We start from the raw sequence: 26,200 nt of genomic DNA on the forward strand, positions 1-26,200 counted from the left end.
ACCTTCCAATAAAAGGATAAAATTAAAAAATCGCGCAGAGCCAAGGTAAACCAAGTAAAACATACGGACTATTAGAATAATAATATGCAGTGTTGATTTCAGCAATGTTTCTTATTAAATGTAGCGATGTCAGGCGCTATTGCGCCTGACATCACACCAGACTTTAGCATTAGCCAATGGTCATCAGGCTGGCATTCCCCCCAGCAGCGGCAGTGTTAATACTTAATGAACGCTCGATTAATAGCCGTTCCAGCAACAGGTTGGTTTCACCTTGGCTAAACCCTTGTAGTGACACTATCGCACCATCACGTTGAGCAATTTGCTCACTCAAGGTGCGTAACTGGTCAGCATCACCATGGTAGATAGCGGCATCAAATGTCACTTTATCTTCTGCCCAGTTGTCGCTGAAACAGACTGTTGCCTGTACCGCTGCGGGTAAACGGCGGAATAGCGCGCGTTGTAACTCGGCTTCAGGCCAGAGCACCTGGCTACCTACAGCTAATACCGCAGCTAATTGAATTAACACATCAGACTGGTTGTTTGCCAGGCAAAGAACCCGTTCCCGTGGTAGCAGCGCATAACTATTGCGCTCCCCTGTGGGGCCAGGCAGTTGGCGTGCGATGCCACTTTGGCCAAGTGCCGCATATTGCTGGACTAGCGCTGCCAGCTCCGATAGCTTTTGCGTATTAAACCATTGCTCTAAAGCCTGGCATGGGGCGAGTAACGTCGAGCGCAGGGTGGCTTCCAGAGGATGTTGACTGTCCAGATGATTAAAGGTGCGTTGTACGGCATCTATTGGGCGTTCTGCCAGTAAACGATAGAGATAGAGTGGGCCACCTGCTTTCGGCCCGGTCCCCGATAAGCCCTCTCCGCCGAAGGGTTGGACACCAACAACGGCACCAACCATATTGCGGTTAACATACAGATTGCCGACTTTGGCCTGCTCGGTGACGTGAGTGATGGTTTCATCGATACGGGTATGAACACCCAGCGTTAGGCCATAACCTGCCGCATTGATCTGATCCACCAACGCCCCAAGATGAGCACGCTGAAAACGAACCACATGTAACACAGGGCCGAAGACCTCTTTTTGCAATTCGTCAAAGCTCTCCAGTTCGATCAGCGTCGGTTTAATAAAGGTGCCACGGGCCCACTCTTGCTGGTTATCATCGCCAAAGCTTTTCGCCGCCTGATAAACCCGACGACCTTTGGTCCTCATGGCTTGAATATGGCGCTCAATAAGGGTTTTGGCATCGTTATCGATCAGCGGCCCCATATCCGTAGAGAGGCGCTCTGGGTTGCCCATGCGATATTCCGCCATGGCCCCCCGCAACATCTGTAACGTGTGTTCAGCAACCTCCTCTTGCAGACACAGGATACGTAAAGCCGAGCAGCGCTGCCCAGCACTATCAAAAGCCGAGGCCATAACATCGGTAACCACTTGTTCGGTCAGGGCAGAGGAATCGACGATCATGGCGTTTAATCCGCCGGTTTCGGCAATTAAAGGTATCGGGTGACCTTGTGGATCCAGGCGCCCAGCGATGCTGCGCTGCAGCAGGGTAGCAACCGCTGTAGAGCCGGTGAACATCACCCCACGTACTCGAGCATCATTAACTAACTGCGACCCTACCGTTTCCCCTTGGCCTGGTAACAGTTGCAACACGCCTTGGGGAATACCGGCTTCCAGCAGAATATGGACGGCTTGTGCCGCAATCAGCGGTGTCTGTTCTGCCGGTTTAGCCAACACACTATTGCCCGCAGCCAGTGCGGCGGCAATCTGGCCAGTGAATATGGCTAATGGGAAGTTCCACGGACTGATGCAGACCACGGGGCCGAGGGGGCGATGGCTGTCATTCGCGAAATCATCGGCGACCTGGTTGGCATAGTAACGGAGGAAATCAACCGCTTCACGGACTTCGGCGATGGCATTATTGAAGGTTTTACCGGCTTCACGAACCAACAGCCCCAACAGGCTCGGCAGTTGGTTTTCCATCAATTCTGCGGCGCGTTGCAGAATAGCCGCCCGCTCAACAGGCGGTGTGGCAAACCAGATCCCGCCGGCGTGTGTTGCGGCATCGAGTGCGCGGCTGACTTCATCTGCTGTGGCTTCACGAACATAACCGACAATATCGCTCGGTTCAGCAGGGTTGACCACCGGGAGCCGATCGCCTTGGTCTAGCGGGGCATCGATCATCGGTTCAGCCTGCCAGAGTTGTGCGGCACTGGAGAGCAGGGCGCTGGAAAGTGAGGCCAAGCGCTGTTCATTGGTAAGGTCCAGCCCATTGGCGTTAGCCCGTTTTTCACCATACAGTTGCCGTGGTAAGGGAATGCGCGGATGGGGCAAGCCTATTGCCCCTTCGAGAGCGGCGAGCTGTTCAACGGTCGTCACCGGGTCGGCAACCAATTCATCCAGCGGCAAAGAGTGATCGGCGATACGGTTAACGAATGAGGTATTGGCGCCGTTTTCCAACAGGCGACGTACCAGATAAGCCAACAGGGTTTCATGTGTTCCCACCGGGGCGTAAATACGGCAGGGGCGATTTAATTTGCCGTCGGCGACTTTACCCACTACCTGTTCATACAGGGGTTCCCCCATACCGTGTAAACACTGGAATTCATACTGCCCAGGATAGTAGTTATTCCCCGCCAGATGATAGATGGCACTGAGGGTGTGAGCATTATGGGTAGCAAATTGTGGGTAGATCAGGTTAGGCACCGCCAGCAATTTACGCGCACAGGCCAGATAAGAGATATCGGTATACACTTTGCGGGTATAGACCGGATAACCTTCTAAACCATCAATTTGGGCGCGTTTGATTTCGCTATCCCAATAGGCGCCTTTTACCAGGCGCACCATGAGACGACGACGGCTGCGGCTAGCCAGATCGATCACCGCATCAATGACTAACGGGCAGCGTTTCTGGTAGGCCTGAATAACAAAACCAATCCCATTCCAACCCGTCAGTTGGGGCTCAAAACAGAGTTTTTCCAGCAAATCGAGGGAGATTTCCAGGCGGTCTGCCTCTTCAGCATCAATATTAATGCCAATGTCATACTGACGGGCTTGCAGAGTCAGTGAAAGCAAACGGGGATAGAGCTCTTCCATGACACGATCATACTGTGCCCGACTGTAGCGCGGATGTAATGCCGAAAGCTTGATGGAGATCCCTGGGCCTTCATAGATCCCACGGCCATTTGAGGCTTTGCCAATGGCATGAATTGCTTGCTGGTAAGAGGCCAAATAGGCGAGCGCATCGGCTTCAGTGAACGCCGCTTCACCCAGCATATCGTAAGAGTAACTAAACCCTCGGTTTTCCAGTTTACGGGCGTTAGCCAGGGCTTCGGCAATGGTTTCACCGGTGACAAACTGCTCCCCCATCAAGCGCATGGCCATATCCACACCTTTACGGATCAGGGGTTCGCCACGTTTACCAATAATCCGGTTCAATGAGTGTGACAAGTTGGCTTCATTATGGGTAGCCACCAGTTTGCCGGTAAACAGCAGCCCCCAGGTGGCGGCGTTAACAAACAGTGAAGGACTACGGCCAAGGTGCGCATGCCAATTACCGTTACTGATTTTATCGCGGATTAACGCATCCCGAGTGGGTTTGTCTGGAATGCGGAGCAAGGCTTCAGCCAAGCACATGAGAGCCACCCCTTCTTGCGAAGAGAGTGAAAACTCTTGCAGCAACCCTTGCACCATACCCGCACGGCCATGGGCACTTTTTTGATTGCGCAGCTTCTCGGCGATGTCATAGGCCAATTTATGGGTGGCAGAGGCCAGTTCAGCTGGCAAACGGGCCTGCTCAAGCAGCATCGGCACCGCTTCACGCTCTGGGCGGCGGTAGGCAGCGGTGATGGCGGCACGGAGAACGGACTGTGGCAGAATTTGTGCGGCAAATTCAAAGAATGGTTGGTGGGACTCTGCGGAAAGTTGCGGCATAATGTCGTCCGCTTCGGCTTGAGCGGCGGTCGCGAGTGCGGCGATTTCGGTAAGTTCAGCACCGCTCTCTAGCCGTTCGAGATAATTGAAGATGGCTTGTTTGATTAGCCAGTGCGGGGTGCGGTCAATTCGTTGTGCCGCACTCTTGATGCGATCTCGTGTTGCTTCATCAAGTTTTACACCCATTGTGGTCGTGGCCATGCCAATTCAGCTCCTGACTGTGGCTAGAGAGTAGATGCTGTCAAATATCCAGCATGTTGCAACCTTGTGCAACCTTGTTAAAAAATGATTTATTGAAATGTGAGTTAAATCGTATATTCGCCGCAAGAGGTGATAGTGGCATGGTGACTACAGATATTGGTTAAAGAATATTTCTATTTGTTAATCATGGGGATAAATAAGTGCAACTTATTGGGTCATTAATCAGTGCAACCCGGGAAGCGAGTAAATGTGATGTAGCGTAAATTTTGTGTTTATTTTTTGTTAAATGTCTTGTTGGTTATGAATTCATTCAACTAGGATAGCCAGCGTTGAGGTCATAACAAAAGAAACACGATTCATCCACTGCTTATCGCCATGCTTTACCTTCCGAGGCATGGGGCGATGAAATAGATAACATAAAAAACCCGAGTTTCTGTTGCCCGCTAAGCGAGGCAACGGCAAGTAGCGGGGAAAAAGAATGGAGAGTTGCATGATAATGAACACACCTATGTTAGTGACCTTTTTGGTTTACATTTTCGGGATGATATTGATTGGTTTGCTTGCCTATCGTGCCACCAAGAATTTCGATGATTACATCTTGGGTGGTCGCCGGTTGGGGAGTGTGGTGACCGCATTGTCCGCTGGGGCATCAGATATGAGCGGTTGGTTGCTGATGGGGTTGCCGGGCGCCATTTTTCTTTCTGGTATTTCAGAGAGCTGGATAGCTATCGGGTTGACCATTGGCGCTTACTTCAACTGGAAGTTAGTGGCGGGGCGCTTGCGTGTGCATACGGAAGCCAATAATAACGCGCTGACCTTACCGGACTATTTCACCAGTCGTTTTGAAGATAAAAGTAAGCTACTGCGTGTGATTTCCGCGATCGTCATTCTGGTGTTTTTCACTATCTATTGTGCATCGGGGATTGTTGCTGGTGCTCGCTTGTTTGAAAGTACCTTTGGTATGAGTTACCAAACTGCTCTGTGGGCCGGTGCGGCCGCGACAATATTGTATACCTTTATTGGTGGGTTTCTGGCAGTAAGCTGGACAGATACGGTGCAAGCCAGCCTGATGATTTTTGCACTGATCCTCACACCGGTGATGGTTATCTTCGCCGTCGGTGGCATCGACAGTTCCATCTTGGTCATTGGTGATAAAAACCCTGCCAATCTGGATATGATGAAAGGGCTGAATTTAGTGGCCATCTTGTCATTGTTGGGTTGGGGGCTGGGATATTTTGGTCAGCCACATATTCTGGCGCGTTTTATGGCGGCAGATTCTCATCATACCATCCGTAATGCTCGTCGTATCAGTATGACCTGGATGGTGCTATGCCTGGCGGGGACCATTGCTGTGGGTTTCTTCGGTATTGCCTATTTTGCCAATAACCCGGCGCAGGCGGGTAATGTGTCACAAAATGGCGAACGGGTATTTATTGAGTTGGCGATGTTGCTGTTCAATCCATGGATTGCCGGTATTCTGCTGTCTGCGATCCTGGCAGCGGTAATGAGTACTTTGAGTTGCCAACTGCTGGTTTGTTCCAGCGCTATCACCGAGGATTTGTATAAAGCCTTCTTTCGTAATGGTGCCAGCCAGCGTGAGCTGGTATGGGTGGGCCGTGTGATGGTGTTGGTCGTGGCGCTGGTGGCTATCGCCCTGGCCTCTAATCCAGAGAACCGCGTGCTGGGCCTGGTGAGTTATGCCTGGGCAGGTTTTGGCGCGGCATTTGGTCCGGTGGTGTTGATTTCAGTAATGTGGCCACGTATGACCCGCAATGGGGCCTTGGCGGGGATGCTGGTGGGGGCGATTACAGTGATTGTCTGGAAACAGTATGCCTGGTTGAATCTCTATGAAATTATTCCAGGTTTTCTGTTTGGCAGTATCGCGATTGTGTTGGTGAGCTTGATGGGGCGTAAACCTTCAGCCAGCATAACCCAGCGTTTTGAACAAGCCGAAGCGCATTTTAAAACGGTGTGAATGGTGCGCGGCTTGGCCGCGCCAGATGCCTGTTTATTCAAGTTGCTGCTAACCCGGTGGCAACTTGAATAATAATCCATCGTGGCGGAAGGGGCGTTACTTGGATCTATTTGCCCGATTTTAATCTGCGCACTTTAGTGGCATTGTTCATGTTGACCACAGGAAAATAGGTCGAAAACACAGCGTGTATAAATTATCATCAAACAATGTTTTTTTACATTTGATTAACGCAAACTATTTGAATGTCATTATACTGTAATCAACGGGCGGTAGTTTTCATATGATACACAGCATAACGCTGCATAATCATGACGAGGATCACTATGGTCAAGTCCTTGGTTGGGCGACAAAAAACAAAAAATAAACCTTCCCTGATTTCTCGTTGTAACGAGGGCTCACACTTCGACCCTCAATTTTTGACCTACTCCCGGTCTCTATTACCCTCTGACTCGACTCACTTGCTGTTTTATATTTCACATCATCTACAGGGTTCGATGAAGAAATACGGTTCGCTCTGGCCCGTAACTATTCACGTTATTTTATCGGCACATACTGGCTCTAAAGGAGAGCAAAACCTCATCCGTGTGTGAAACATAATCGCGCAGTATCTGATATTGCTGCGGTAGGTGAAACAAACTGTAAGGTGCCACTATGGGAAGACAGAAAGCAGTAATCAAAGCACGCCGTGAAGCTAAACGCGTTATTCGCCGTGACGCACGTAGCCATCGCCAGCGTGAAGAAGAGAGCGTCACTTCGCTAGTACAAATGGGGGGCGTTGAATCTATCGGAATGGCCCGTGACTGTCGTGATAATTCTACCATTGAGGCGAGAACGGAAGCTCAAGCTCATTACTTATCAGCCATAGAAAATAAACAGTTAATCTTTGCCGTCGGTGAGGCGGGTTGTGGCAAAACTTACATTAGTGCCGCTAAAGCAGCTGATGCACTGATACACAAAGAGGTCGAACGAATTATTGTTACTCGGCCGGTTCTACAAGCAGATGAAGACCTTGGTTTTTTGCCTGGCGATATCTCTGAGAAGTTCGCCCCTTATTTCCGGCCGGTGTATGACATTCTGCTACGTCGTTTGGGGTCGTCGTTTATGCAATATTGCTTGCGACCGGAAATTGGTAAAGTGGAGATTGCGCCTTTTGCCTATATGCGTGGGCGTACCTTCGAAAATGCCGTGGTGATCCTGGATGAGGCTCAGAACGTCACAGCCAGCCAGATGAAGATGTTCCTGACACGTTTGGGTGAGAATGTGACAGTCATTGTTAATGGCGATATTACCCAATGCGATTTGCCGCGAGGAGTCAAATCGGGTCTGAGTGATGCGCTGGCGCGCTTTGCTGAGGATGAGTTGATCGGTATTATCCAGTTTGATAAACAGGACTGTGTACGTTCCATTTTGTGCCAACGTACACTCAATGCTTACAGTTAATCAGCTTTAACTGCATGGCCGCAACGGAAACGTTGCGGCTATTTCAATTGTTTACTTATTTTTATCAGACGTGATTTATCAACGAGACGAAATATTTTATTGCATAAATTTTTATATTAACGCGCTTGCTTAACTTGATTAGGTGGTTAGAAAAGAATAGGGTTATCGATAGAGTAAATACGTTGAATTAATATTTTCTGGATTCAACAATAAATTGCCATTTCACAGTAGTAAGGGAGTAGAACAAAACTATTTCCAGGAGGTCGTAAGCGGTGTTAACCAGAGATTTTCTGCAGAAGGCGGATTGTAAAACAGCATTTGGTGCTATTGATGAGTCGTTGTTGCTGACAGCAGAACAGCGTTCAGCCTCATTGGCGCAAACCCTTGCCCAGCGGCCAGCTAACAGCCCGGTATGGGTTTTCGGCTATGGTTCGCTGATGTGGAATCCGATATTTGAAGCAGAAGAAGTCCGTCCTGCCATTTTAAAGGGGTGGCACCGGGAGTTTTGCCTGCGTTTAACTGCCGGGCGCGGCACTCCGCATCAGCCTGGGCGTATGTTGGCGCTGCAAGAGGGCGGGCAAACCACGGGGTTAGCTTTCCGCTTGCCGGAACATAACGTACAGGAAGAGCTAGAGTTATTGTGGAAGCGTGAAATGCTCACCGATTGTTATCTGCCAATCTGGTGTGAATTGACGTTGCCGGAGCATGGTCAGGTGGCCAATGCCTTGGTCTTTGTCATGAATTCACAGCATCCTCTGTTTGAGGCTGATACCTGTCATCAAGTCATCGCTCCTTTAATCGCCTCCGCCAGCGGTCCACTGGGCAGCAACGCGCAATACCTGTTTGCTTTGGACAATGAACTGAAACAGCATGGAATGAAAGATGACTGTATTGGTGAGTTGGTGAACACGGTGCGCCAGTGGCTACAGCAAAATAGCACCGGTATGCTGGGTAGTGAAGCCACGGCGTAAGTAAGCAATTAACTCCCCTCCGGTAACCAAGCCGCTGAAAGCTCAGGATCAGCGGCTTGTGAGTATCAATAAAAAAATAATTTTCACTTGCATAGAATATCGCCATTAATGACGATTTCAGCCCTTGTTTTTGCCATTATTAATTACCAATGCATAACTATTGCATAATTATGCACTATAACTCTTTGTTTTTACAGCAAAAATTAAAAAAAATTGGCTAAAAACTAAAGCTGGCTTCTTGCGCTACTCTACACTTACCTCTATAGCATGGTGATTTTAACCATTAATTAACATTTCCTTTCCGTTCTGAATGTATGCCAGCGTTGCTCTACCGGCCATGGAACTGAGTTATCGATAGCCTGAGGCCGAGGTAAATTGAAGCAAACGCGACTTCAGAACGAGGGGGTGAAGATGAGGCACCTATTATGGAACAACCCATTGCAGTAACTCGCCAAGCTTTCGATGACTGGATGGTCCCGGTTTATGCCCCAGCTGATTTTATTCTGGTGCGGGGCGAAGGCTCTCAAGTTTGGGATCAACAAGGGCGAAGTTATATCGACTTTGCCGGAGGTATTGCAGTGAATGCCTTGGGGCATGCACACCCACAAGTGAAAGCCGCCTTGTTGGAACAGGCTGACAAGTTGTGGCATCTGGGCAATGGCTACACCAACGAACCGGTGTTGCGCCTGGCAAAGCAGTTGATTGACGCGACCTTTGCTGACAAGGTGTTTTTTTGTAACTCCGGTGCAGAGGCCAATGAAGCAGCGCTGAAACTGGCGCGCAAATATGCCTTGGATAATGGCGCTAGTGGGAAAAACCAGATAGTGGCGTTTAACAATGCCTTCCATGGCCGCACATTATTTACGGTTTCTGCTGGTGGTCAGCCAAAGTATTCACAAGATTTTGCTCCGCTGCCAGCGGGCATTATTCATACGCCGTTTAACGATTTGGCGGCTGCCGCTGAAGTGATTAATCAACATACCTGTGCGGTTATTGTTGAGCCTATCCAGGGAGAAGGGGGTGTCTTACCGGCTGACCTGCAGTTCCTGCAAGGGTTACGCGAATTGTGTGATCGCCACGGGGCGTTATTGATTTTTGACGAGGTGCAAACCGGTATGGGACGCACCGGATACCTGTACGCTTATATGAAGTATGGCGTGGTGCCTGACGTGTTGACCACTGCCAAGGCGTTGGGGGGCGGTTTTCCGATTGGGGCGATGCTAACTACCGACAGATTGGCGAAAACCCTGAATGTGGGGAGCCATGGCACCACCTATGGTGGCAATCCATTGGCGACAGCGGTGGCAGGGGCGGTATTCAAACTGATCAATACCCCGCAACTACTTGATGGGGTGAAACTACGCCACCAGTGGTTTGTTGAAAGGTTGAATAACATCAACCAGCAATATCCTCTGTTTGCCGAAATTCGCGGGGCAGGATTATTAATTGGTTGTGTGTTGAATCAGAATTATGCGGGCAAAGCCAAACAACTTACGCAATTGGCTAATGAAGAAGGGGTGATAGCGTTAATCGCCGGTCCAGATGTGGTGCGCTTTACCCCGTCACTGATTATCCCGGAGCAAGATGTGCAGGAAGGGCTAGTGCGGTTTGAGCGCGCGGTGGCGCGAATTTGCTGCTAATCAGGGGGCGGTGCCGAGTAGGCACCGCCGATAACCATTGAGGTGAGTATTATGATGATTATTCGCCCTATAGAGCGCCGTGACCTAGCTGATTTACTGACCCTGGCGGGTAAATCGGGGGTTGGTCTCACCTCGTTGCCACAGAACGAAGATACCTTATCGGCTCGTATTGAACGGGCATTAAAAACCTGGCAGGGCGAACTGCCGAAAGGCGAACAGTGCTATCTGTTTGTGATGGAAGATACTGAGCGCCAGCAGGTGGTTGGGGTCAGCGCCATCGAAGTGGCGGTGGGACTCAGTGAACCCTGGTACAGTTTTCGTGTCGGGACACAGGTACATGCGTCAAAACAGCTTAATGTCTATAAATCGATACCCACGCTGTTTTTGAGCAATGACCATACCGGCCATTCGGAGTTATGTACCCTGTTTCTCGACCCCGATTACCGTAATGGCGAGAATGGCAAATTGTTGTCAAAGGTACGCTTCCTGTTTATGGCGGCTTTTCGTCACCATTTTTCACATAAAGTGATCGCCGAGATGCGTGGTTTTTCCGATGAGCAGGGCCGTTCACCCTTCTGGGAAAGCGTAGGGCGTCATTTTTTTTCTATTGAGTTCGCCAAGGCAGACTATTTGAGTGGTACTGGTCAGAAAGCATTCATTGCGGAATTGATGCCAAAACATCCGATCTATGTGGAATTTTTGGCTGAGGATGCGCAAAAAGTGATTGGCGAGGTACATCCTCATACCGCGCCAGCACGTAAACTGCTGGAAGCTGAGGGGCTGCGCTATCAGGGGTATGTCGATATTTTTGATGGTGGTCCGACGCTCGAAGCGGAGATTGACGAAATCCGCAGCGTGAAATTAAGTAAATTGGTGAAAGTGATGGTGGATGATGGCGGTTATTCTCCCTCCGGGTCAACGTACCTGGTGGCGAATGATAGCTATGACCATTATCGCGCACTGTTGGTGCATGGCGAACTGGACAATGAACACCTGCGCATCAACGCCGAGACAGCAGCGTTGCTGGGGGTTGAACAAGGGGGCGCTGTGTGGGCCATCAAGCTTATTCAGGAGAAAGTATAATGTCACATCCTGCACTACTGATTAATGGTTGCTGGCAGACAGGCCAGGGAGCACTGCTCCATAAAAGTGATCCTATGGATAACCAACCCTTGTGGCACGCCAATGGGGCGGATAGTGCGGATGTGGCAGCGGCTTGTGCCGCAGCGCGTAGCGCCTTTCCAGCTTGGGCGCGCACGCCATTTGAACAGCGTGAACAATTATTAAAACGTTTTGCGGCGCTACTAGAACAGCACAAACAGTTAGTGGCTGAAACCATCAGCCGTGAAACCAGCAAACCGCGCTGGGAAACCTTGACCGAAGTGCAGGCGATGATCGGTAAAGTGAGCATTTCATTGCAGGCTTACCAAACACGTACCGGGGTCACCACCGCAGCCATGGCGGATGCAACGTCGGTGATCCGCCACCGCCCCCATGGCGTACTGGCGGTCTTTGGGCCCTATAATTTCCCGGGGCATTTACCCAATGGTCATATCGTTCCGGCACTATTAGCTGGGAACACGGTGGTATTCAAGCCCAGTGAGCTCACCCCGTTGACGGCGGAAGTGACGCTTAAACTGTGGTTGGAGGCAGGCTTACCCCCTGGCGTGATCAACTTGTTGCAAGGGGGGCGTGAAACCGGCGAATTACTGGCAGCCAGCCGAGATATTGACGGCTTGCTGTTTACCGGCAGTGCCAATACTGGTTATCACCTGCATCGCCAACTGGCAGGGCAACCAGAAAAAATCCTGGCGTTGGAGATGGGGGGCAACAATGCCCTGATTATCGAACAGATAGTAGACTGTGATGCCACGGTGAATCTGGCCATTCAGTCTGCATTTATTTCCGCTGGCCAGCGCTGTACCTGCGCGCGTCGTATTTTGGTCAAACGTGGCCCAGAAGGGGATGCCTTTATTGAACGCCTGGTCAAGGTAACGGCGGCGCTGCGTATTGGGCGTTGGGATGCTGAACCGGCGCCATTTATCGGGGGGGTAATCTCCTTGGCGGCGGCAGACAGAATGTTGCAGGCACAGCAGCAGCTCTTGGCTCTGGGGGCGCGTCCTTTATTGACCATGAAACGCTTGGTGGATAACAGTACGCTGTTAACTCCGGCGATTCTTGATGTTACCGATGTGGCGGAGGTACCGGATGAAGAGTACTTCGGTCCACTGACCACCATTATCCGTTACGACGATTTTAGTGAAGCATTGCACATTGCCAATAATACCCGTTATGGCTTGGCGATGGGGTTGGTTTCCCCGCAACGGCAGCAGTTTGAACAACTGTTACTGGAGGCACGGGCGGGTATTGTGAACTGGAATAAACCGTTGACCGGGGCCTCCAGCGCTGCCCCATTTGGTGGTGTCGGCGCTTCCGGTAATCACCGGCCAAGCGCCTTTTATGCAGCAGATTATTGTGCATGGCCGATGGCTTCGCTGGAAAGTGCTGAACTGGTGATGCCGGCAAGTGTGTCCCCGGGCCTACTGTTTGATTGATCGCCCCAAGATGGGAGAGAAAAATGTTGGGATATGAAGTCAATTTTGATGGGCTGGTGGGGTTGACCCATCACTATGCGGGGTTGTCGTTCGGTAACGAGGCATCAACCCTGCACAGTAACAGTGTCTCCAACCCCAAGTTAGCCGCCAAACAAGGGCTGCTGAAAATGAAAGCCTTGGCAGATTTGGGCTTTCAACAAGGCGTTTTGCCGCCACAAGAGCGGCCCCATCTCCCTACACTGCGTAAACTGGGCTTTAGTGGCAGCGATGAACAGATCTTGGTGCAGGCGATGCGTACCGCTCCGCGCTTGCTTTCTGCCCTCAGTTCCGCCTCTTCAATGTGGACAGCTAACGCCGCTACCGTTTCGCCCTCGGCAGATAGTCGGGATGGCAAGGTGCATTTTACCGCAGCGAATTTGAACAATAAATTTCACCGGGCCATCGAGGCTGAAACCACCTCAGCGGTGTTACGTGCCATTTTTAACGATGACCGCTATTTTGCCCACCATGACGCTTTGCCCTCGGTAGCGCTCTTTGGCGATGAGGGAGCCGCCAATCATAACCGCCTGGGGAAGGACTATGCCAAGCCTGGGGTGCAACTCTTTGTTTATGGTAAGCAGGAGTTTGGCGGGGAAACTGGCCCAGTGCGCTATCCGGCCCGTCAGACCCGGGAGGCCAGCGAGGCGATTGCTCGCTTGCATCAGTTGAATGAACCACAAACGCTGTTTTTGCAACAAAACCCAGCCGTAATCGACCAAGGGGTATTCCATAACGACGTCATTGCGGTGAGCAACCAGCAGGTGCTTTTTTACCATCAACAAGCATTCCTCCATGCGCAACAGGGGCTAGAACAACTGCGCCGCAAAATGGCCTTGGTCGATGCGGAATTAGTGGCGATTGAAGTCCCCACCTCGCGTGTCAGTGTGGCCGATGCCGTGGGCACTTACCTGTTCAACAGCCAGATCCTCACTAAACAGAATGGCAAAATGATGATTATCGTGCCGGAAGAGTCGCGTCAGCACGCTGCGGTGTGGCACTACCTGAATGAGATAGTCACCAGCGGCGGCCCAATTGATGAAATCAAGGTGTTCACTCTGCGAGAGAGTATGCGCAATGGTGGCGGCCCGGCTTGTCTGCGTTTACGGGTGGCGATGAATGAGGCTGAACTCCAGGCCGTGAACCCCGGTGTGCTGATGGATGATCGCTTGTTTAGCAGGCTGAATGAGTGGGTCGATCACTACTATCGCGACCGTCTGACCGCCAACGATCTGGCTGATCCTCAGTTATTGCGTGAGGGACGAGAGGCACTGGACACATTGACATCGATTCTTGGGCTCGGTTCGATTTACGCCTTTCAGCAATAACGGAGGAAAGCCGATGGACCTATTAGCCCTGACATTGGCAGCTAAGCCCCCCGGTCATACCAGGGGGGAAACCACCACATTACGTTGGCAGTGGCTCGGGGAAGGGCTGCTGGAGCTCTGCCCAGTACAGGGTTATCAGCAAGCGGTGGTGATTTCAGCCGGCATCCATGGTAATGAAACCGCCCCCATCGAGTTGCTCAATCAATTGGTGGAGGAGCTACTCCAGGGCATCAGGCCGTTGGCGGTGCGTCTGCTGGTGGTACTGGGCAACCCAATGGCGATGCGTGCCAATAAACGCTACCTGACACAGGATATTAATCGGCTGTTTGGTGGCCGTTATCGCCAATGTTCTCCCACTGAAGAGAGTGCACGGGTGCAACAGTTGGAGCAAGTGGTCAGCGTTTTTTTTAACGGCGAAGGGGCGAGACGGGTTCATTACGATCTTCATACTGCCATCCGCACCTCTCTGTTCCCGCGTTTTGCTCTGCTGCCTTACCAGCAAACCGCTTATAACCCGACTATGCTCGCCTGGCTGGAGGCCGCAGAATTGGATGCGTTGGTGATCCATCAAGCAGCGGGGGGGACATTTAGCCATTTTACCTGTGAACATCTGCAGGCAGCCAGTTGTACCCTTGAGTTAGGCAAAGCCCGGCCATTTGGTGATAACGATCTGCGGCAGTTTAGTGCTATCAATGGGGCACTACAGGCGTTGATCAGTGGGCAGCCTTTACCAATAGGCCGCCAGGCACCGATAAGTGTTTTTCGTGTTGAACAGTCCATTATCAAGCGCAGTGAAGCCTTTAGCCTCTATTTAAGCGATGATACCGCCAACTTTACCCCGCTCGCGCAAGGTAGCTTACTGTATGAACAACCGGGAGAGAGCTACCAGGTTCCCTATGCCAATGCCCGGATATTATTCCCCAACCCCAATGTCGCGCTGGGCTTACGGGCGGGCATGATAGTGACGGAAGTGCCACGTGACAGGCTCTTTCCTTCTTTCAATGATGGCCATTGCTGTGAGTAGCTAGATGCCGAGTGACGCAATAGGATGAACTCTTTTTTACTATTTGAATCATGTAGTTCAGGCCATTTATTGATAAATAACATGGAGCGGTGGTGCGATAGGGAGATCAAGGCTTGGATCCTGGCGGAAATCATAGGGCGTGATATTGAAGCGTTTTCTGAACATATAGGTAAAGTGCGACTGTGAGCCGAAGCCAAAGTCCAACGCAATATCGAAAATTGGCGCATCACTGCTACGTAGTTGATACACCGCCCCAGCGAGACGACGTTCGCGGATATATTTGCCCAGTGAAATCCCGGTCGCCTCTTTGAACAGTTTCTGCATATGCCAGAGCGAGTAGCCGGAGTAAGCGGCCAACTCTTCAAGATGGATCACTCGCCCGAGATGGGTTTCAACCCATTTACTGAGCGCGCAGACTAATGAGAGATGATGTGCCTGTATCAATAGATTTACCCAGTTGCCGATGTCGTGATTAAAATCAGTCGTTATGCAACCTGCTGTTATAGGTTGTTACTTAGCCTACCTGACCGAGCTCGGGTTGTCACCTTGGGGCAGCAAAACGGCACATTGACCAGTTGTTTGAACCACACAAGATCACGCAACACTATTTGGGTAAAAGTGAAAAAACAGCTAATCTGAAAGAGTGAAAGTGATCGTGGCCTACCTACAGTCTTGGTCTGAAAGATCAGTCAGCACCACAGAGTGCCCCGTAACAACGTTATGTTGAAGAGGTAATCACATGCTAATAACTATGATTGTTACTCTTTTTGTCATCGTCGGAGTCGTTGCTTTTATGGCAATGCCAGTGATGGAGGTTAATCATAAGGTAGGCATCGGAGGTAAAGAGCGATGAAACCAGAGAACAACCTACCCAGATAAATTAATTGAATAATGGCGTGCTTGGGTAGGGTACGTCATTATCACTTCACCAGACCGCTGATATAATCGCGGTGTCCTTGATGTCAGTCCGCAACGCGCATCCACTTGGGTATATACTCGTTGTATTCCGAGTTGCGAAGGTGTTGACTAGGCTCAGCATTTTAATCATCGGATGCGTTATGCTGTAGGTTGTTGGATAACCGGGTATACCAACCTTGGCTTTACTTTTCTTCGCTTTGGCTAACGAGATAATAATATTATGGAAATGAAGGATTATTATGCCATTTTAGGGGTTAAACCCTCAGATGATATCAAAGCCATCAAAACGGCTTATCGACGGTTGGCGCGTAAGTATCACCCAGATGTCAGTACTGAAGCGGATGCCGAAGCACGGTTTAAAGAGGTCGCGGAAGCCTATGAAGTACTGAAAGATAGTGAGCGCCGAGCAGAATATGATGAGTTGCTAAAACACCGTAATGATCCTGACTTTGGTCGCAGGGCGTATCGTGAGGCTCATCATGGAGACAGTGGTAACGCTGAAGACTTCTCCGATATTTTTGCCTCTATGTTTGGTCAGCGTTCGCGGACCAACCAGCAACACCACCATCAACGTGCCGCTCGTGGTCAGGACGTTGAAATTGCTGTGGCTATGTTCCTGGAAGAAACACTCAAAGAACAGACCAGAACGTTGAGTTATAACGTCCCGGTATACAACGCCTTTGGCTTGGTCGAGGAAGAGAAAGCCAAGACGCTCAATGTCAAGATCCCGGCAGGGGTGATGGATGGCGAACGTATCCGGGTGAAAGGTCAGGGCGTTCCTGGGGTTAATGGTGGGGCCAACGGTGATCTGTATCTGATTATCAAACTCGCGCCACACCCGTTGTTTGAGGTGATGGGGCATGATCTGGAGATTATCCTGCCGTTGGCACCTTGGGAAGCAGCCTTAGGAACCAAAGTATCCTTGCCCACCCTGTCGGACAATATCTTGCTGACAATTCCCGCAGGTAGTCAGGCCGGGCAACGTTTACGCGTTAAAGGGAAGGGCCTGGTCAGCAAAAAAGAGACCGGCAATTTATATGCGGTAATCAAGATTGTTATGCCAGCAAAACCAGACGACAAGAGTGCTGCGCTCTGGCAGCAACTGGCTGAGGCAAATCCGGCTTTTGATCCGCGCACCGTATGGAGTAAAGCATAATGGCTAGCATACAGATAACACTTACCATTACTGAGTTTTGCCTGCATACGGGCGTGACGGAGCCTGAACTGCAGGAGGTCGTTGGGTTAGGGGTGATTGAGCCCTGTGACCTGAATAGTGATAACTGGTTATTTGATGACCGAGCTTTGGTGGCATTCAATCGAGCTCAGCGGTTACAACGAGAACTTGACCTGGATTGGCCAGGCATTGCGGTAGCGCTGGAACTCTTGGGTGAAATTGATAGATTGCGCAAACATAACAATCAGTTACGTAATCGTCTTGAACGTTTTATTGCTCAGTAATCAGCAAAGTACACCCGGGTATTTAATCACCCGGGTTGCTGTTGCCGTGGGTAAATATGATAGGTAGTGATTCAAATGACGTTGGGAACGGCACCGGTGTTGGCAACAGCGTAGTTTGAATAAATTTGGTTAGCGATAAGGTTGTTTATGTTTGATTTTGCTTTTAGCCCATCCGGTCTGATGTCCATCGTGATGGGGGGAGTAGCCGCATTATTGGGCTTGTGGGTCTGGTTTTTGGTTAACCGTGCGAGCGTGCGTGCCAATGAGCAGATTGTTTTGTTGCAACAGATTGTTGAACAACAGCGTCAACAAACTGCGCTATTGAAAATGCAGTTGCAGGGTAATCAGGGCGAAGATAGGCACCATGATGATGATGAGCTCAACCCCGCATTAAGCTATAAAGACGTTATCCCAGAGCGTTAAGATAGCGACTTATCTTATTGTTAGCTTTTATCTAAGTTCATTCAAGTTGTCTGGAACCATCAGGGTTACCCTCAAATAGCAACTTGGATGACCTCAATATTAAGTGCGTTACCTTCTTATCCCGTTTCTCACTTAGTAAAATACCATCCCCGGGTAGGGCTTTTCCCGGCAGGCTGCTAAACGGCTGGCTAAATCACCGCAATGAATTTCTAACCCATGGTGGTCCGGATCGGTAAAATAGAGCGACTCCCCCTCGCTGCGATTATATTTCCACTCATTGATGCCACTTTTGCGCAAGCGGGCAGCCATAGTGGCAAAATTTTCCGCCGAGATGCTAAACGCATAATGTGTATAGTCGCGATTGACGCACGCCTGCCGGGTATGATCCAGTGACAAGCAGAGCCACAGTTCCCCCAGCACAAGATAGGCCCCTTGCTGCCAACGCGCTTTGGGGGTAAAACCCAAGATATCGACGTAAAAATTGAAGCTACGTTCCACATCGCTCACTGCGAGTGTCAAATGGTTAAGGCCGAGTAACATGATGGGGATCCCGTCAACAGAGATAATTAAGCACAGAGCGGGATAAAACATAACTTGGGTCATGGCGTTGGCAAAATACTTTTTTTAAACGCACTATCATGTACTGTGATGATAGGTCACTGTAACGTGAGTCAAGCGAGAGCCAATGGTAAACATTAGCGACAAATTCTTGCTGCTAACCGAGTTAAATGCTAAAAAATTGGCATAGATAAAATTATTAATTGGTAATAGCCATAAATGGCTGGATGTTCAATGTGATGGCTATACCAAGTGGTAAGGCCGAGTAACGTAGCCGATGGTCGGAAGAGGTATGAATGAAGAAGAATAATAAATACTACGATGCCAGCAAGGAACATCATACCCCTTGGGGGTTTACCAATCCTGAACCATCACTGCGTAAAGCTGGGGATCTCAAACGTTGGCAGGATCAACGTAAAAAGCAGGGGCTACCCAAACCGCCACAAGCGGGGTATGAACAATTTATCCAACAGTGGTGGCAAGCCGCCGATCTCAGTGGTGATCATGATAGCATTTGGTGGCTGGGGCATGCCTCTATACTGCTGCGCTTGGGGGGCCGTTATGTGTTAATTGATCCGGTGCTGTCATCACGGGCATCACCGGTGAATTTTTATGGCCCAAAGCGTAAAACACCCCCGCCGTTAACAGTGCAACAATTACCAACGATAGATGTGGTGCTTATTTCACATAACCATTATGACCACCTGGATCGATTGACCATCAGTGAACTGACCAAACGTTTTCGCGGTATTACCTTTGTTGTTCCTTTGGGGCTTAAGCAGTGGTTTAGTCATTATCCCGCCAAGCGGGTGGTTGAATTGGACTGGTGGGATAGCTTCACGCTGGATACAACCACGTTTTATGCGACACCAGCACGCCATTGGAGTATGCGTACCCCTTGGGATCATAACCATTCGCTATGGTGTGGTTGGGTGATACACCACCCTGAATTACGTTTTTATTTCACCGGAGATACTGGCTACAGTGAGCGATTGGTAGAAATAGGCACCCGTCTTGGGCCGTTCGATATTGCTGCCTTGCCCATTGGAGCCTATGCACCGAGGTGGTTTATGCAAGAGAAGCATATGGATCCCCAACACTCGGTGCGGTTATATCAACAATTAAATCAGCCCCGGGTTATTCCAATGCATTGGGGCGTTTTTGAATTAGCGGATGAATCGTTGGATGAACCTCCGCAGCAATTAATGCAGGCGTTAAGTGATGCAGGGCTGGAACAGCATAACTTTCATCTAATGAAAATTGGTCAGCGGCTCGACGTTAAGACGACTTATGACTAAAAATTAGCAGATGACATGAGTGTTGATGAAAGTACGGTGGTTGGCGCCATTAAAGGCGCAGAACGAAGTCACGAAGCATAGGCAAAAACGCGAGGGACTGCGTTTTTAGGCGAGACAGACAAGGATGCCTGTAGTAGCCGGCCGTGATGCTGAGTTGCGTAGTGAGGACAACGCAGGCAGGAACCGCTTGCAGCAGCCCCGAAGGGGTGAGGCCGAGGCTGAGTAATTGCCGGAGGCCGGCTGATTTGGTCGCTAGCGCAATGAGTTCATAAGATGGTAAACGTAAGGCGAGCGAAATTGGCTACTCGCTTACTGTGTTACTTGTTCTAAATGGTCTGTGTTGTTTGAAACGGTCAGCGTTCTGTCAAACAATTCGAATTATTTAGAGTATATATAGCGCGTAATAGTGAACAGCATAATTAAAACTCAGAAATAGCAATATTTTCCGCTAGTCAAAAGGGTTATTTCCGGCTAGTGGCGATGACTATTATCAACTCGATATTTAAAATCATTTATCTGCAGGTGGGCGCAATAACCACGGTTCAAATGATATCAGAGGGATAAGCAGGCGGGTATCCGTGGCCATGCAAAGGAATATTTAGCACAACTGCACCTTGGTCATCGTTGAATTTAGAACATTTGTATGGTTATGCGTTAGTAGGCTGATCAGCAGAGTGATAGCTGACTGCAATCTCCAGCAGATTACGCAGGTACTAGCTTGTTATCGCTAGGGTTGATATGAAAAGCTCCGATCAGTACAGCATTCATCTGCCCGATCATCCAAATTCAAATGTTGTCATTAACACGTGATAATCATTCAAATTTTTTTACGTATTTTCTCTGTCAGAGTATTGCTCGATGGTTAAAAAGAATCGATATTGACATGGGGTGTGGAGGGTTAACAACGCGAGTAGAAGTGAAGTCTGGCATGTTTTCTTTACAAAGCAGAAAATAGCAAAGGCTTCAACCTCTTTTAACCTATTTAATCTATTATTGACCTTAACCGTTTTAAATATGTGCGACATGTCCATCAGTGATTAAAAATGGCTTGCCATCGTTTACAGAGTATGTAATAACGCACTTGGGTAAAAAGAGGTACAGTTCTGTATATGTGTGGCATTTTCAGTAAAGAAGTTCAGAGTAAAGATGTTAGCGTTGAATATCGCTTCTCTGCCGATCCTGATCTTAGTGCCTCAGCAGTAACGACTCTAGTTTGTCTGTGTAACGCCCCTGGGCGGTTTAAATAATCTAAAGGAAATACTCAAGATGGCAAAGATCAAAGGTCAAGTGAAGTGGTTCAACGAGTCTAAAGGCTTCGGTTTCATCACCCCGGCTGACGGCAGCAAAGACGTGTTCGTACACTTCTCTGCAATTCAGGGTAATGGCTTCAAAACCCTGGCAGAAGGCCAAAACGTTGAATTCGAAATCCAAGATGGCCAGAAAGGCCCATCTGCAGTAAACGTTACTGCTATCTAATCAGCGCAAGCTGTACAAAAAACCCGCATAACGTGCGGGTTTTTTCGTATCTGCCGCCTAAGTTTATTGCCAGGCTGCTGGATGATGAACTTAGCCAAAGCAGACTCTCTCATCATCTTACTGATTGATAATAATACCAGAATACTGATTACGACCTTTGATCCCCGGGTGTGTTGGGTCTTGTTCACGCCGATGACTATTGCGCCGATAACTGGTGTATTTAAAGCGCCTGGCAAGGGCCGGGTCGTCATTGGGGGTACAGATAGTGCAACTGCCCACCCGGTCGACGGCCGCAAATCCCAACGCGGTGAGTTTAGCTTCAGCAATAGCGGCCAAATCCAGGTGGCGATAGCTCGGGCTGATCATGGTAGTGGGGAAGGGCAAGAGTTGTTGAAAATTATTGATAAGATCTTCGTTCACCTCATAACAGCAAACACCTGCCGCCGGGCCGATAGCCGCTACCCAGTTACTGGTACTGTCCTCCAGGCTAATACGCTGAGCCATCTGTTCCAAAATACCCTCCAGCAGACCGCGCCAACCCGCATGTACCACTGCAATGGCTTGGCCATCTTTACGGCAGAAGATCACCGGCAGGCAATCAGCGGTTAATACGCTGAGCAAGATCCCCGGTTCTCGGGTAAAAAAGCCATCGGCTTCACCACAGGCTTGCAAAGGGTGGTGAACATCGACAATACGCGTACCATGTACCTGCTTGGTTGCGGGCCTAGTGCTGCAATAAGGTTGTAAAGGTATTGGCAGTTGGGCACTTTTACTGCCGAAACCATGAGTGACGCCAGGAATAGCCATAATAAGCGGTGAGTAATCGGTCATAAAATCTATTATCTGAGCGGAGAATAACCGCTAGTGTAGCCATCTTTTACGCGCTTTGGCTAGCTGTTGTCGGCATCCTGCCTTGCATAGCGCAATCGCCTTCTTTAGACTAGGCGCGTCATTGCGCAGGGCATCATTGTCATGCCAGCCACGCTGTATCAATCTGAGATAAAACCATGTCTTATCAGTGTCCTCTCTGCCATCAACCGCTTGCTTATGCCAATCAACAGTGGCGCTGTGAACAGAATCATCAATTCGATTGTGCCAAAGAGGGCTATGTCAATTTAATGCCGGTACAGCACAAGCGTTCTAAACAACCTGGTGACAGTGCCGAGATGATGCAGGCACGCCGCGCATTTCTTGATGCTGGCTATTATCAGCCCTTGCAGCAACGTGTGGCAGAACTATTAGCGACAGCCCTGCCTAACGAGGCACAGGCGTTGCTGGATATTGGCTGTGGTGAAGGTTATTACACCTCCGCAGTAGCGGAGCGGCTAACTCAACAGGGTAGGGTGAAGGTGTATGGGCTGGATGTAGCCAAAGTGGCTATTCGCTCGGCGGCAAAACGCTATCCTGCCGTCGCGTTTTGTGTAGCCTCCAGCCATCGCTTGCCGTTTGCTGATCACTCTCTTGATGCAGTATTACGTATCTATGCCCCGTGTAAAGCCTCAGAACTGGCGCGTGTCGTCAAGCCGGGTGGCGTAGTGGTAACGGTATCACCTGGGCCGCGGCATCTCTATCAGTTGAAAGGGATGGTCTATCAAGATATCAAGTTACACGCCGAACATCGGGAGCAACTGCCGGGTTTTAGCTGTGAATTGGCTGAAGCATTACGCTTTCCGATGGTATTGCCGGGGGCTCAGGCCGCTAATTTACTACAGATGACCCCCTTTGCCTGGCGTGCCGCCCCCGATGTACAGCGTAGCCTGGCGGATTCGGCGGCATTCCATTGTGAGACGGATTTTGCTATTTGCCTGCACCGCCGAACTGAGAGCAATCCGCAGCCAGAAACGGTGGATTAAGAGAGAAAGCCCATGTGATCCAGCAGTATATGGGTTCCGATACCAATCAGCACAATCCCGCCAAGGATTTCTGCCCGTTTACCTAGCAGTGGGCCAATATAACGGCCAATCATCATCCCCAGGGTGGCCATAATCAGGGTGGCACAACCGATTGCCATGGCGGTATGGATAATGTTGACTTGCAGGAATGCCAGCCCGACGCCCACCGCCATCGCATCCAGACTGGTGGCGATAGCGGTGACAACCAACAACCAGAAGCCGTGGCGCTTGACCTTGTGCTCCTGTTCTAGCTGGCTTTTTGACCCTTCCACGATCATGCGAATACCCAGGATTAACAGCAGACCAAAAGCGACCCAGTGGTCCCATTCCATAATATATTGGCTGGCAAATAGACCGAAACCCCAACCAATAAGGGGGGTAATGGCTTCAATAACGCCAAAGATCAGACCGGTACGGAGGGCTTCACGGAAACGAGGTTGATGTAGTGCGGCACCTTTGCCGATCGACGCCGCAAATGCGTCCATAGACATGCCAAAAGCCAAAATAAGCGTTGCAGAAAGGTTCATGCGGAAAAGTCTCGGTTGGGTAGCGCCATAGACACGTAAGCCATCCCCCAACCTACCGATGGTGTTACGTGTTTATGGTCTTGCCAACCTTTCGGCTGCCCGCACCACGTTTCAAACGAAACGAGCATGTTGATACGGGCGTTTCTCGCTAAAAACAGCCAGAAACCGGCTACTCCCCAATAAGCGCGCTACTTTACCATACTCTTTTTACCACCGCCAACTTGATTCAGCCGCAGTAATTGCCGGTAATCAGCTGATATTAACCACGAAATGTTCGAACAGTAACCATAACGATACTTTGGTTAATCAACCATCAATAACCGTGCTGTTTTAACTTTCTAACTGATTATCAATAAAGAAATGGTATATCTTTTCCAAGTCATCTAATTGGATGACCTGTATCAGTAACCGTCGTTGTTCGAGATCGATGACTAAAACACCATCCTCAGACAGGTTCATCGCTTTGATACGCTGATAATCGATAAATGCGTTGGCATAGAAGAACCCTTGCGGTTTAAACAGCAGCTTCGGCCAGCGAATAAAAGAGATATAGATGGCAATCAATGCCAGGGAGATTAACAGATAGGTGGTCACCTGCGTCCCCTCGGTGACAATGTTGCGGTAGAGCAGAATCGCCAGCAAACCGACAAATATCACACAGTCCAGACGGTTACGGCGTTTTAACGCTATTTTTAGCAATGTTTTGCCTTTCAGCAGATTCATACCGAATTCGTCATACAGGGCATACAACAACATCAGAATAATGAACAACAGTAGTACGCCATCAGTCAGTGACATCTCAGACTCCATAAATAAAAAAACCGGGGGTTAACCCCGGTTGTCAATCATGGTGATTAAAGACCTAACAAACCAATCCAGTAACCGAAGATACCGATTGCGAAGAAGCCCATAATGATCCACAACGCATTGACCTTCTTGCGTAGTAGCCACATACAGCCAAAGGTTAACAGTAGCGGTACCAGGCCAGGCATCAGTTGATCAAGGATGGTTTGTACCGTGGTGATGTTAGTCTGCCCGGTTTGGTCGGTGATTTTTGACACCACCAACGGGATATTCACATGCGTCCACTTATTAACCAGTGCTCCCATAACAAACAGGCCGAGGATGGACGCCCCTTCCGTCAATTTCTGCAGGAAACCACCACCCATATCACTAACGATATCGATACCTTTACGGTAGCCATAAGCCACACCGTAATAACGCACCATCAGGCGAACCAGGTTAAACAAAACGAAGAACAGTAACGGGCCGAGCAGGCTGCCACTCATGGCAATACCCGCACCGAGAGCGGCAAAAACCGGCCGTGCCGTACCCCAGAAAATAGGGTCACCCACACCGGCCAGTGGGCCCATCAAGCCTACTTTGATACCGTTAATGGCGGCATCATCAATAGGAGCACCGTTAGCACGCTCTTCTTCCATTGCCATCGTCACACCGAGAACTGGCGCGGCAACGAACGGTTGGGTGTTGAAAAACTCCAGATGGCGTTTGATGGCTTGCTTACGCTCATCGTTGTTTTCTGGGTATAGCCGGCGGATCACCGGCACCATAGAGAAGCAGAATCCCAAGGCTTGCATACGCTCGAAGTTCCATGAACCCTGGAATAGGTTCGAGCGGATAAATACGCCACGAATATCAGCAGGCGTCAGTTTCTTTTGAGCTGTTGAATCAACCATTTCTTTCACCTATTCCTAGTCCAGTTCGTTATCGAGGTCGTTATTGGCGGGACCCGCTTGGACAGCCTGAGACTTGTTGTATTTCGGGCTGAGCTGGATATAGAGTACGGCCATCACCACGCCAATCACACCCAGTGCGACCAGGTTAAAGTCAGTAAAGGCAGCGGTAACGAAGCCCAAGTAGAAGAATGGCATCAGATAACCGGCACGCATCATGTTGATGACCATCGCGTAACCGACTACCACGATCATACCACCGGCAATATTCAGGCCGCCGGTAACCACTTCAGGGATAGAGTCAAGCAGGGCTTGAACAACGTCAGTGCCAACAGTGAGTGCAACAATCACTGCCGGAATCGCAATACGCATGGCTTGCATAAACAGGGCAGAGATATGCAGCCAAGTGATGGCCCGCAGGCTACCACGTTCTGCTGCACCATCGGCGGCGTGTTGGAAAGCCACGGTGATGGTACGAACGATGATGGTCAACACCTGGCCTGCTGCTGCCAATGGGATGGCCAAAGCGATACCGGCACCGATATTTTGACCACCGGCAATAACCAGAATAGTCGAAATAATCGAAGCCAAGGCAGCATCGGGTGCCACTGCAGCACCGATATTCATCCAGCCCAGGGCGATCATCTCCAGCGTACCACCAATGATGATCCCGGTTTTCATATCACCAAGAACCAGACCGATCAGCGTACAGGCCACCAATGGACGGTGGAACTGAAACTCATCCAGGATAGACTCCATCCCGGCAATACATGCCACAAGAAACACCAGCACAATCTGAAGAGTAGTAATCTCCATTGCACTTCTCCTATAACCAAAGAGCTC

General features: G+C 49.9%; 23 protein-coding genes and 1 riboswitch. Of the genes, 15 read left to right on the forward strand and 8 right to left on the reverse strand.

Annotated features, from left to right (window positions below; translation table 11 throughout):
- Positions 1-169: 169 nt before the first annotated feature.
- On the reverse strand, positions 170-4,144 hold the full coding sequence (gene putA, locus AC2A06_RS03140; protein ID WP_484379323.1) for a trifunctional transcriptional regulator/proline dehydrogenase/L-glutamate gamma-semialdehyde dehydrogenase: 3,975 nt from the start codon (positions 4,142-4,144) through the stop codon (positions 170-172).
- A gap of 490 nt (positions 4,145-4,634) precedes the next feature.
- On the opposite strand from putA, the gene putP reads away from it, so the two are divergent.
- The 8 genes from putP to astE all read left to right on the forward strand — a co-directional run bounded on the left by putP (position 4,635) and on the right by astE (position 15,113).
- A complete protein-coding gene (putP, locus tag AC2A06_RS03145) occupies positions 4,635-6,119 on the forward strand; it encodes a sodium/proline symporter PutP (protein WP_484379324.1) in 1,485 nt (494 codons plus the stop codon).
- Between the two features lie 651 nt (positions 6,120-6,770).
- The gene (phoH, locus tag AC2A06_RS03150; RefSeq protein ID WP_473195388.1) at positions 6,771-7,559 is read left to right on the forward strand and encodes a phosphate starvation-inducible protein PhoH; all 789 of its coding nucleotides are present in this window, start codon (positions 6,771-6,773) and stop codon (positions 7,557-7,559) included.
- A gap of 272 nt (positions 7,560-7,831) precedes the next feature.
- Complete coding sequence (locus tag AC2A06_RS03155; RefSeq protein ID WP_484379325.1) at positions 7,832-8,530, forward strand: gamma-glutamylcyclotransferase; 699 nt, start codon at positions 7,832-7,834, stop codon at positions 8,528-8,530.
- A gap of 425 nt (positions 8,531-8,955) precedes the next feature.
- Complete coding sequence (locus AC2A06_RS03160; RefSeq protein ID WP_484379326.1) at positions 8,956-10,170, forward strand: bifunctional succinylornithine transaminase/acetylornithine transaminase; 1,215 nt, start codon at positions 8,956-8,958, stop codon at positions 10,168-10,170.
- Positions 10,171-10,221: 51 nt separating this feature from the next.
- Complete coding sequence (gene astA / locus AC2A06_RS03165) at positions 10,222-11,253, forward strand: arginine N-succinyltransferase (RefSeq protein ID WP_484379327.1); 1,032 nt, start codon at positions 10,222-10,224, stop codon at positions 11,251-11,253.
- Positions 11,253-12,725, forward strand: a complete 1,473-nt coding sequence (gene astD, locus AC2A06_RS03170; RefSeq protein WP_484379328.1) for a succinylglutamate-semialdehyde dehydrogenase — start codon at positions 11,253-11,255, stop codon at positions 12,723-12,725. The genes astA and astD overlap by 1 nt, the downstream gene beginning before the upstream one ends.
- 23 nt (positions 12,726-12,748) lie before the next feature.
- Entirely contained in the window at positions 12,749-14,089 is a 1,341-nt protein-coding gene (gene astB, locus AC2A06_RS03175; protein WP_484379329.1) for an N-succinylarginine dihydrolase, read from the forward strand.
- 13 nt (positions 14,090-14,102) lie between these two features.
- Entirely contained in the window at positions 14,103-15,113 is a 1,011-nt protein-coding gene (gene astE / locus AC2A06_RS03180; protein WP_484379330.1) for a succinylglutamate desuccinylase, read from the forward strand.
- A gap of 66 nt (positions 15,114-15,179) precedes the next feature.
- Here astE and AC2A06_RS03185 read toward each other — a convergent pair whose 3' ends face one another.
- The gene (locus AC2A06_RS03185; protein ID WP_473197929.1) at positions 15,180-15,557 is read right to left on the reverse strand and encodes a helix-turn-helix domain-containing protein; all 378 of its coding nucleotides are present in this window, start codon (positions 15,555-15,557) and stop codon (positions 15,180-15,182) included.
- 694 nt (positions 15,558-16,251) lie between these two features.
- On the opposite strand from AC2A06_RS03185, the gene cbpA reads away from it, so the two are divergent.
- The 3 genes from cbpA (at position 16,252) to AC2A06_RS03200 (ending at position 17,912) form a co-directional block, all read left to right on the forward strand.
- Positions 16,252-17,187 (forward strand): curved DNA-binding protein, encoded by a 936-nt coding sequence (gene cbpA, locus AC2A06_RS03190; protein WP_484379331.1) that lies wholly within the window; start codon positions 16,252-16,254, stop codon positions 17,185-17,187.
- The gene (cbpM, locus tag AC2A06_RS03195) at positions 17,187-17,489 is read left to right on the forward strand and encodes a chaperone modulator CbpM (RefSeq protein WP_023491514.1); all 303 of its coding nucleotides are present in this window, start codon (positions 17,187-17,189) and stop codon (positions 17,487-17,489) included. The genes cbpA and cbpM overlap by 1 nt, the downstream gene beginning before the upstream one ends.
- Positions 17,490-17,636: 147 nt before the next feature.
- Positions 17,637-17,912, forward strand: a complete 276-nt coding sequence (locus AC2A06_RS03200) for a YebO family protein (RefSeq protein WP_484379332.1) — start codon at positions 17,637-17,639, stop codon at positions 17,910-17,912.
- Positions 17,913-18,044: 132 nt separating this feature from the next.
- Here the strand turns inward: AC2A06_RS03200 and fos are convergent, their stop codons facing one another.
- A complete protein-coding gene (fos, locus tag AC2A06_RS03205) occupies positions 18,045-18,452 on the reverse strand; it encodes a fosfomycin resistance glutathione transferase (protein ID WP_484379485.1) in 408 nt (135 codons plus the stop codon).
- 314 nt (positions 18,453-18,766) lie between these two features.
- Between fos and AC2A06_RS03210 the strand changes: the two genes are divergently transcribed.
- The 3 genes from AC2A06_RS03210 (at position 18,767) to cspE (ending at position 21,244) form a co-directional block, all read left to right on the forward strand.
- Complete coding sequence (locus tag AC2A06_RS03210) at positions 18,767-19,768, forward strand: MBL fold metallo-hydrolase (protein ID WP_484379333.1); 1,002 nt, start codon at positions 18,767-18,769, stop codon at positions 19,766-19,768.
- A gap of 1,109 nt (positions 19,769-20,877) precedes the next feature.
- Positions 20,878-21,015 carry a DUF2627 domain-containing protein gene (locus AC2A06_RS03215; protein WP_152554949.1) on the forward strand — a complete coding sequence of 46 codons (138 nt, stop codon included), beginning with the start codon at positions 20,878-20,880 and terminating at the stop codon, positions 21,013-21,015.
- Between the two features lie 19 nt (positions 21,016-21,034).
- Entirely contained in the window at positions 21,035-21,244 is a 210-nt protein-coding gene (gene cspE, locus AC2A06_RS03220) for a transcription antiterminator/RNA stability regulator CspE (RefSeq protein ID WP_002221949.1), read from the forward strand.
- A gap of 117 nt (positions 21,245-21,361) precedes the next feature.
- On the opposite strand, the gene pgeF is transcribed toward cspE, so the two are convergent.
- Positions 21,362-22,075 (reverse strand): peptidoglycan editing factor PgeF, encoded by a 714-nt coding sequence (pgeF, locus tag AC2A06_RS03225; RefSeq protein WP_484379334.1) that lies wholly within the window; start codon positions 22,073-22,075, stop codon positions 21,362-21,364.
- A gap of 176 nt (positions 22,076-22,251) precedes the next feature.
- On the opposite strand from pgeF, the gene rlmA reads away from it, so the two are divergent.
- Positions 22,252-23,097, forward strand: a complete 846-nt coding sequence (rlmA, locus tag AC2A06_RS03230) for a 23S rRNA (guanine(745)-N(1))-methyltransferase (protein ID WP_484379335.1) — start codon at positions 22,252-22,254, stop codon at positions 23,095-23,097.
- On the opposite strand, the gene mntP is transcribed toward rlmA, so the two are convergent.
- The 4 genes from mntP to AC2A06_RS03250 all read right to left on the reverse strand — a co-directional run bounded on the left by mntP (position 23,094) and on the right by AC2A06_RS03250 (position 26,173).
- Positions 23,094-23,663, reverse strand: a complete 570-nt coding sequence (gene mntP, locus AC2A06_RS03235; RefSeq protein ID WP_473197923.1) for a manganese efflux pump MntP — start codon at positions 23,661-23,663, stop codon at positions 23,094-23,096. The two genes, rlmA and mntP, sit on opposite strands and share 4 nt — an antisense overlap.
- 12 nt (positions 23,664-23,675) lie before the next feature.
- Positions 23,676-23,853, reverse strand: a riboswitch (yybP-ykoY riboswitch).
- A gap of 140 nt (positions 23,854-23,993) precedes the next feature.
- Positions 23,994-24,461, reverse strand: coding sequence for a DUF986 family protein (locus AC2A06_RS03240; protein ID WP_023491827.1), 468 nt, complete (start codon positions 24,459-24,461; stop codon positions 23,994-23,996).
- A 56-nt stretch (positions 24,462-24,517) separates the two neighbouring features.
- Entirely contained in the window at positions 24,518-25,360 is an 843-nt protein-coding gene (locus AC2A06_RS03245) for a PTS mannose transporter subunit IID (RefSeq protein WP_023491826.1), read from the reverse strand.
- Between the two features lie 15 nt (positions 25,361-25,375).
- Complete coding sequence (locus tag AC2A06_RS03250; protein ID WP_023491825.1) at positions 25,376-26,173, reverse strand: PTS mannose/fructose/sorbose transporter subunit IIC; 798 nt, start codon at positions 26,171-26,173, stop codon at positions 25,376-25,378.
- Positions 26,174-26,200: the final 27 nt, after the last annotated feature.

The organism is Serratia sp. HNCC26DJ244 (assembly GCF_057180565.1).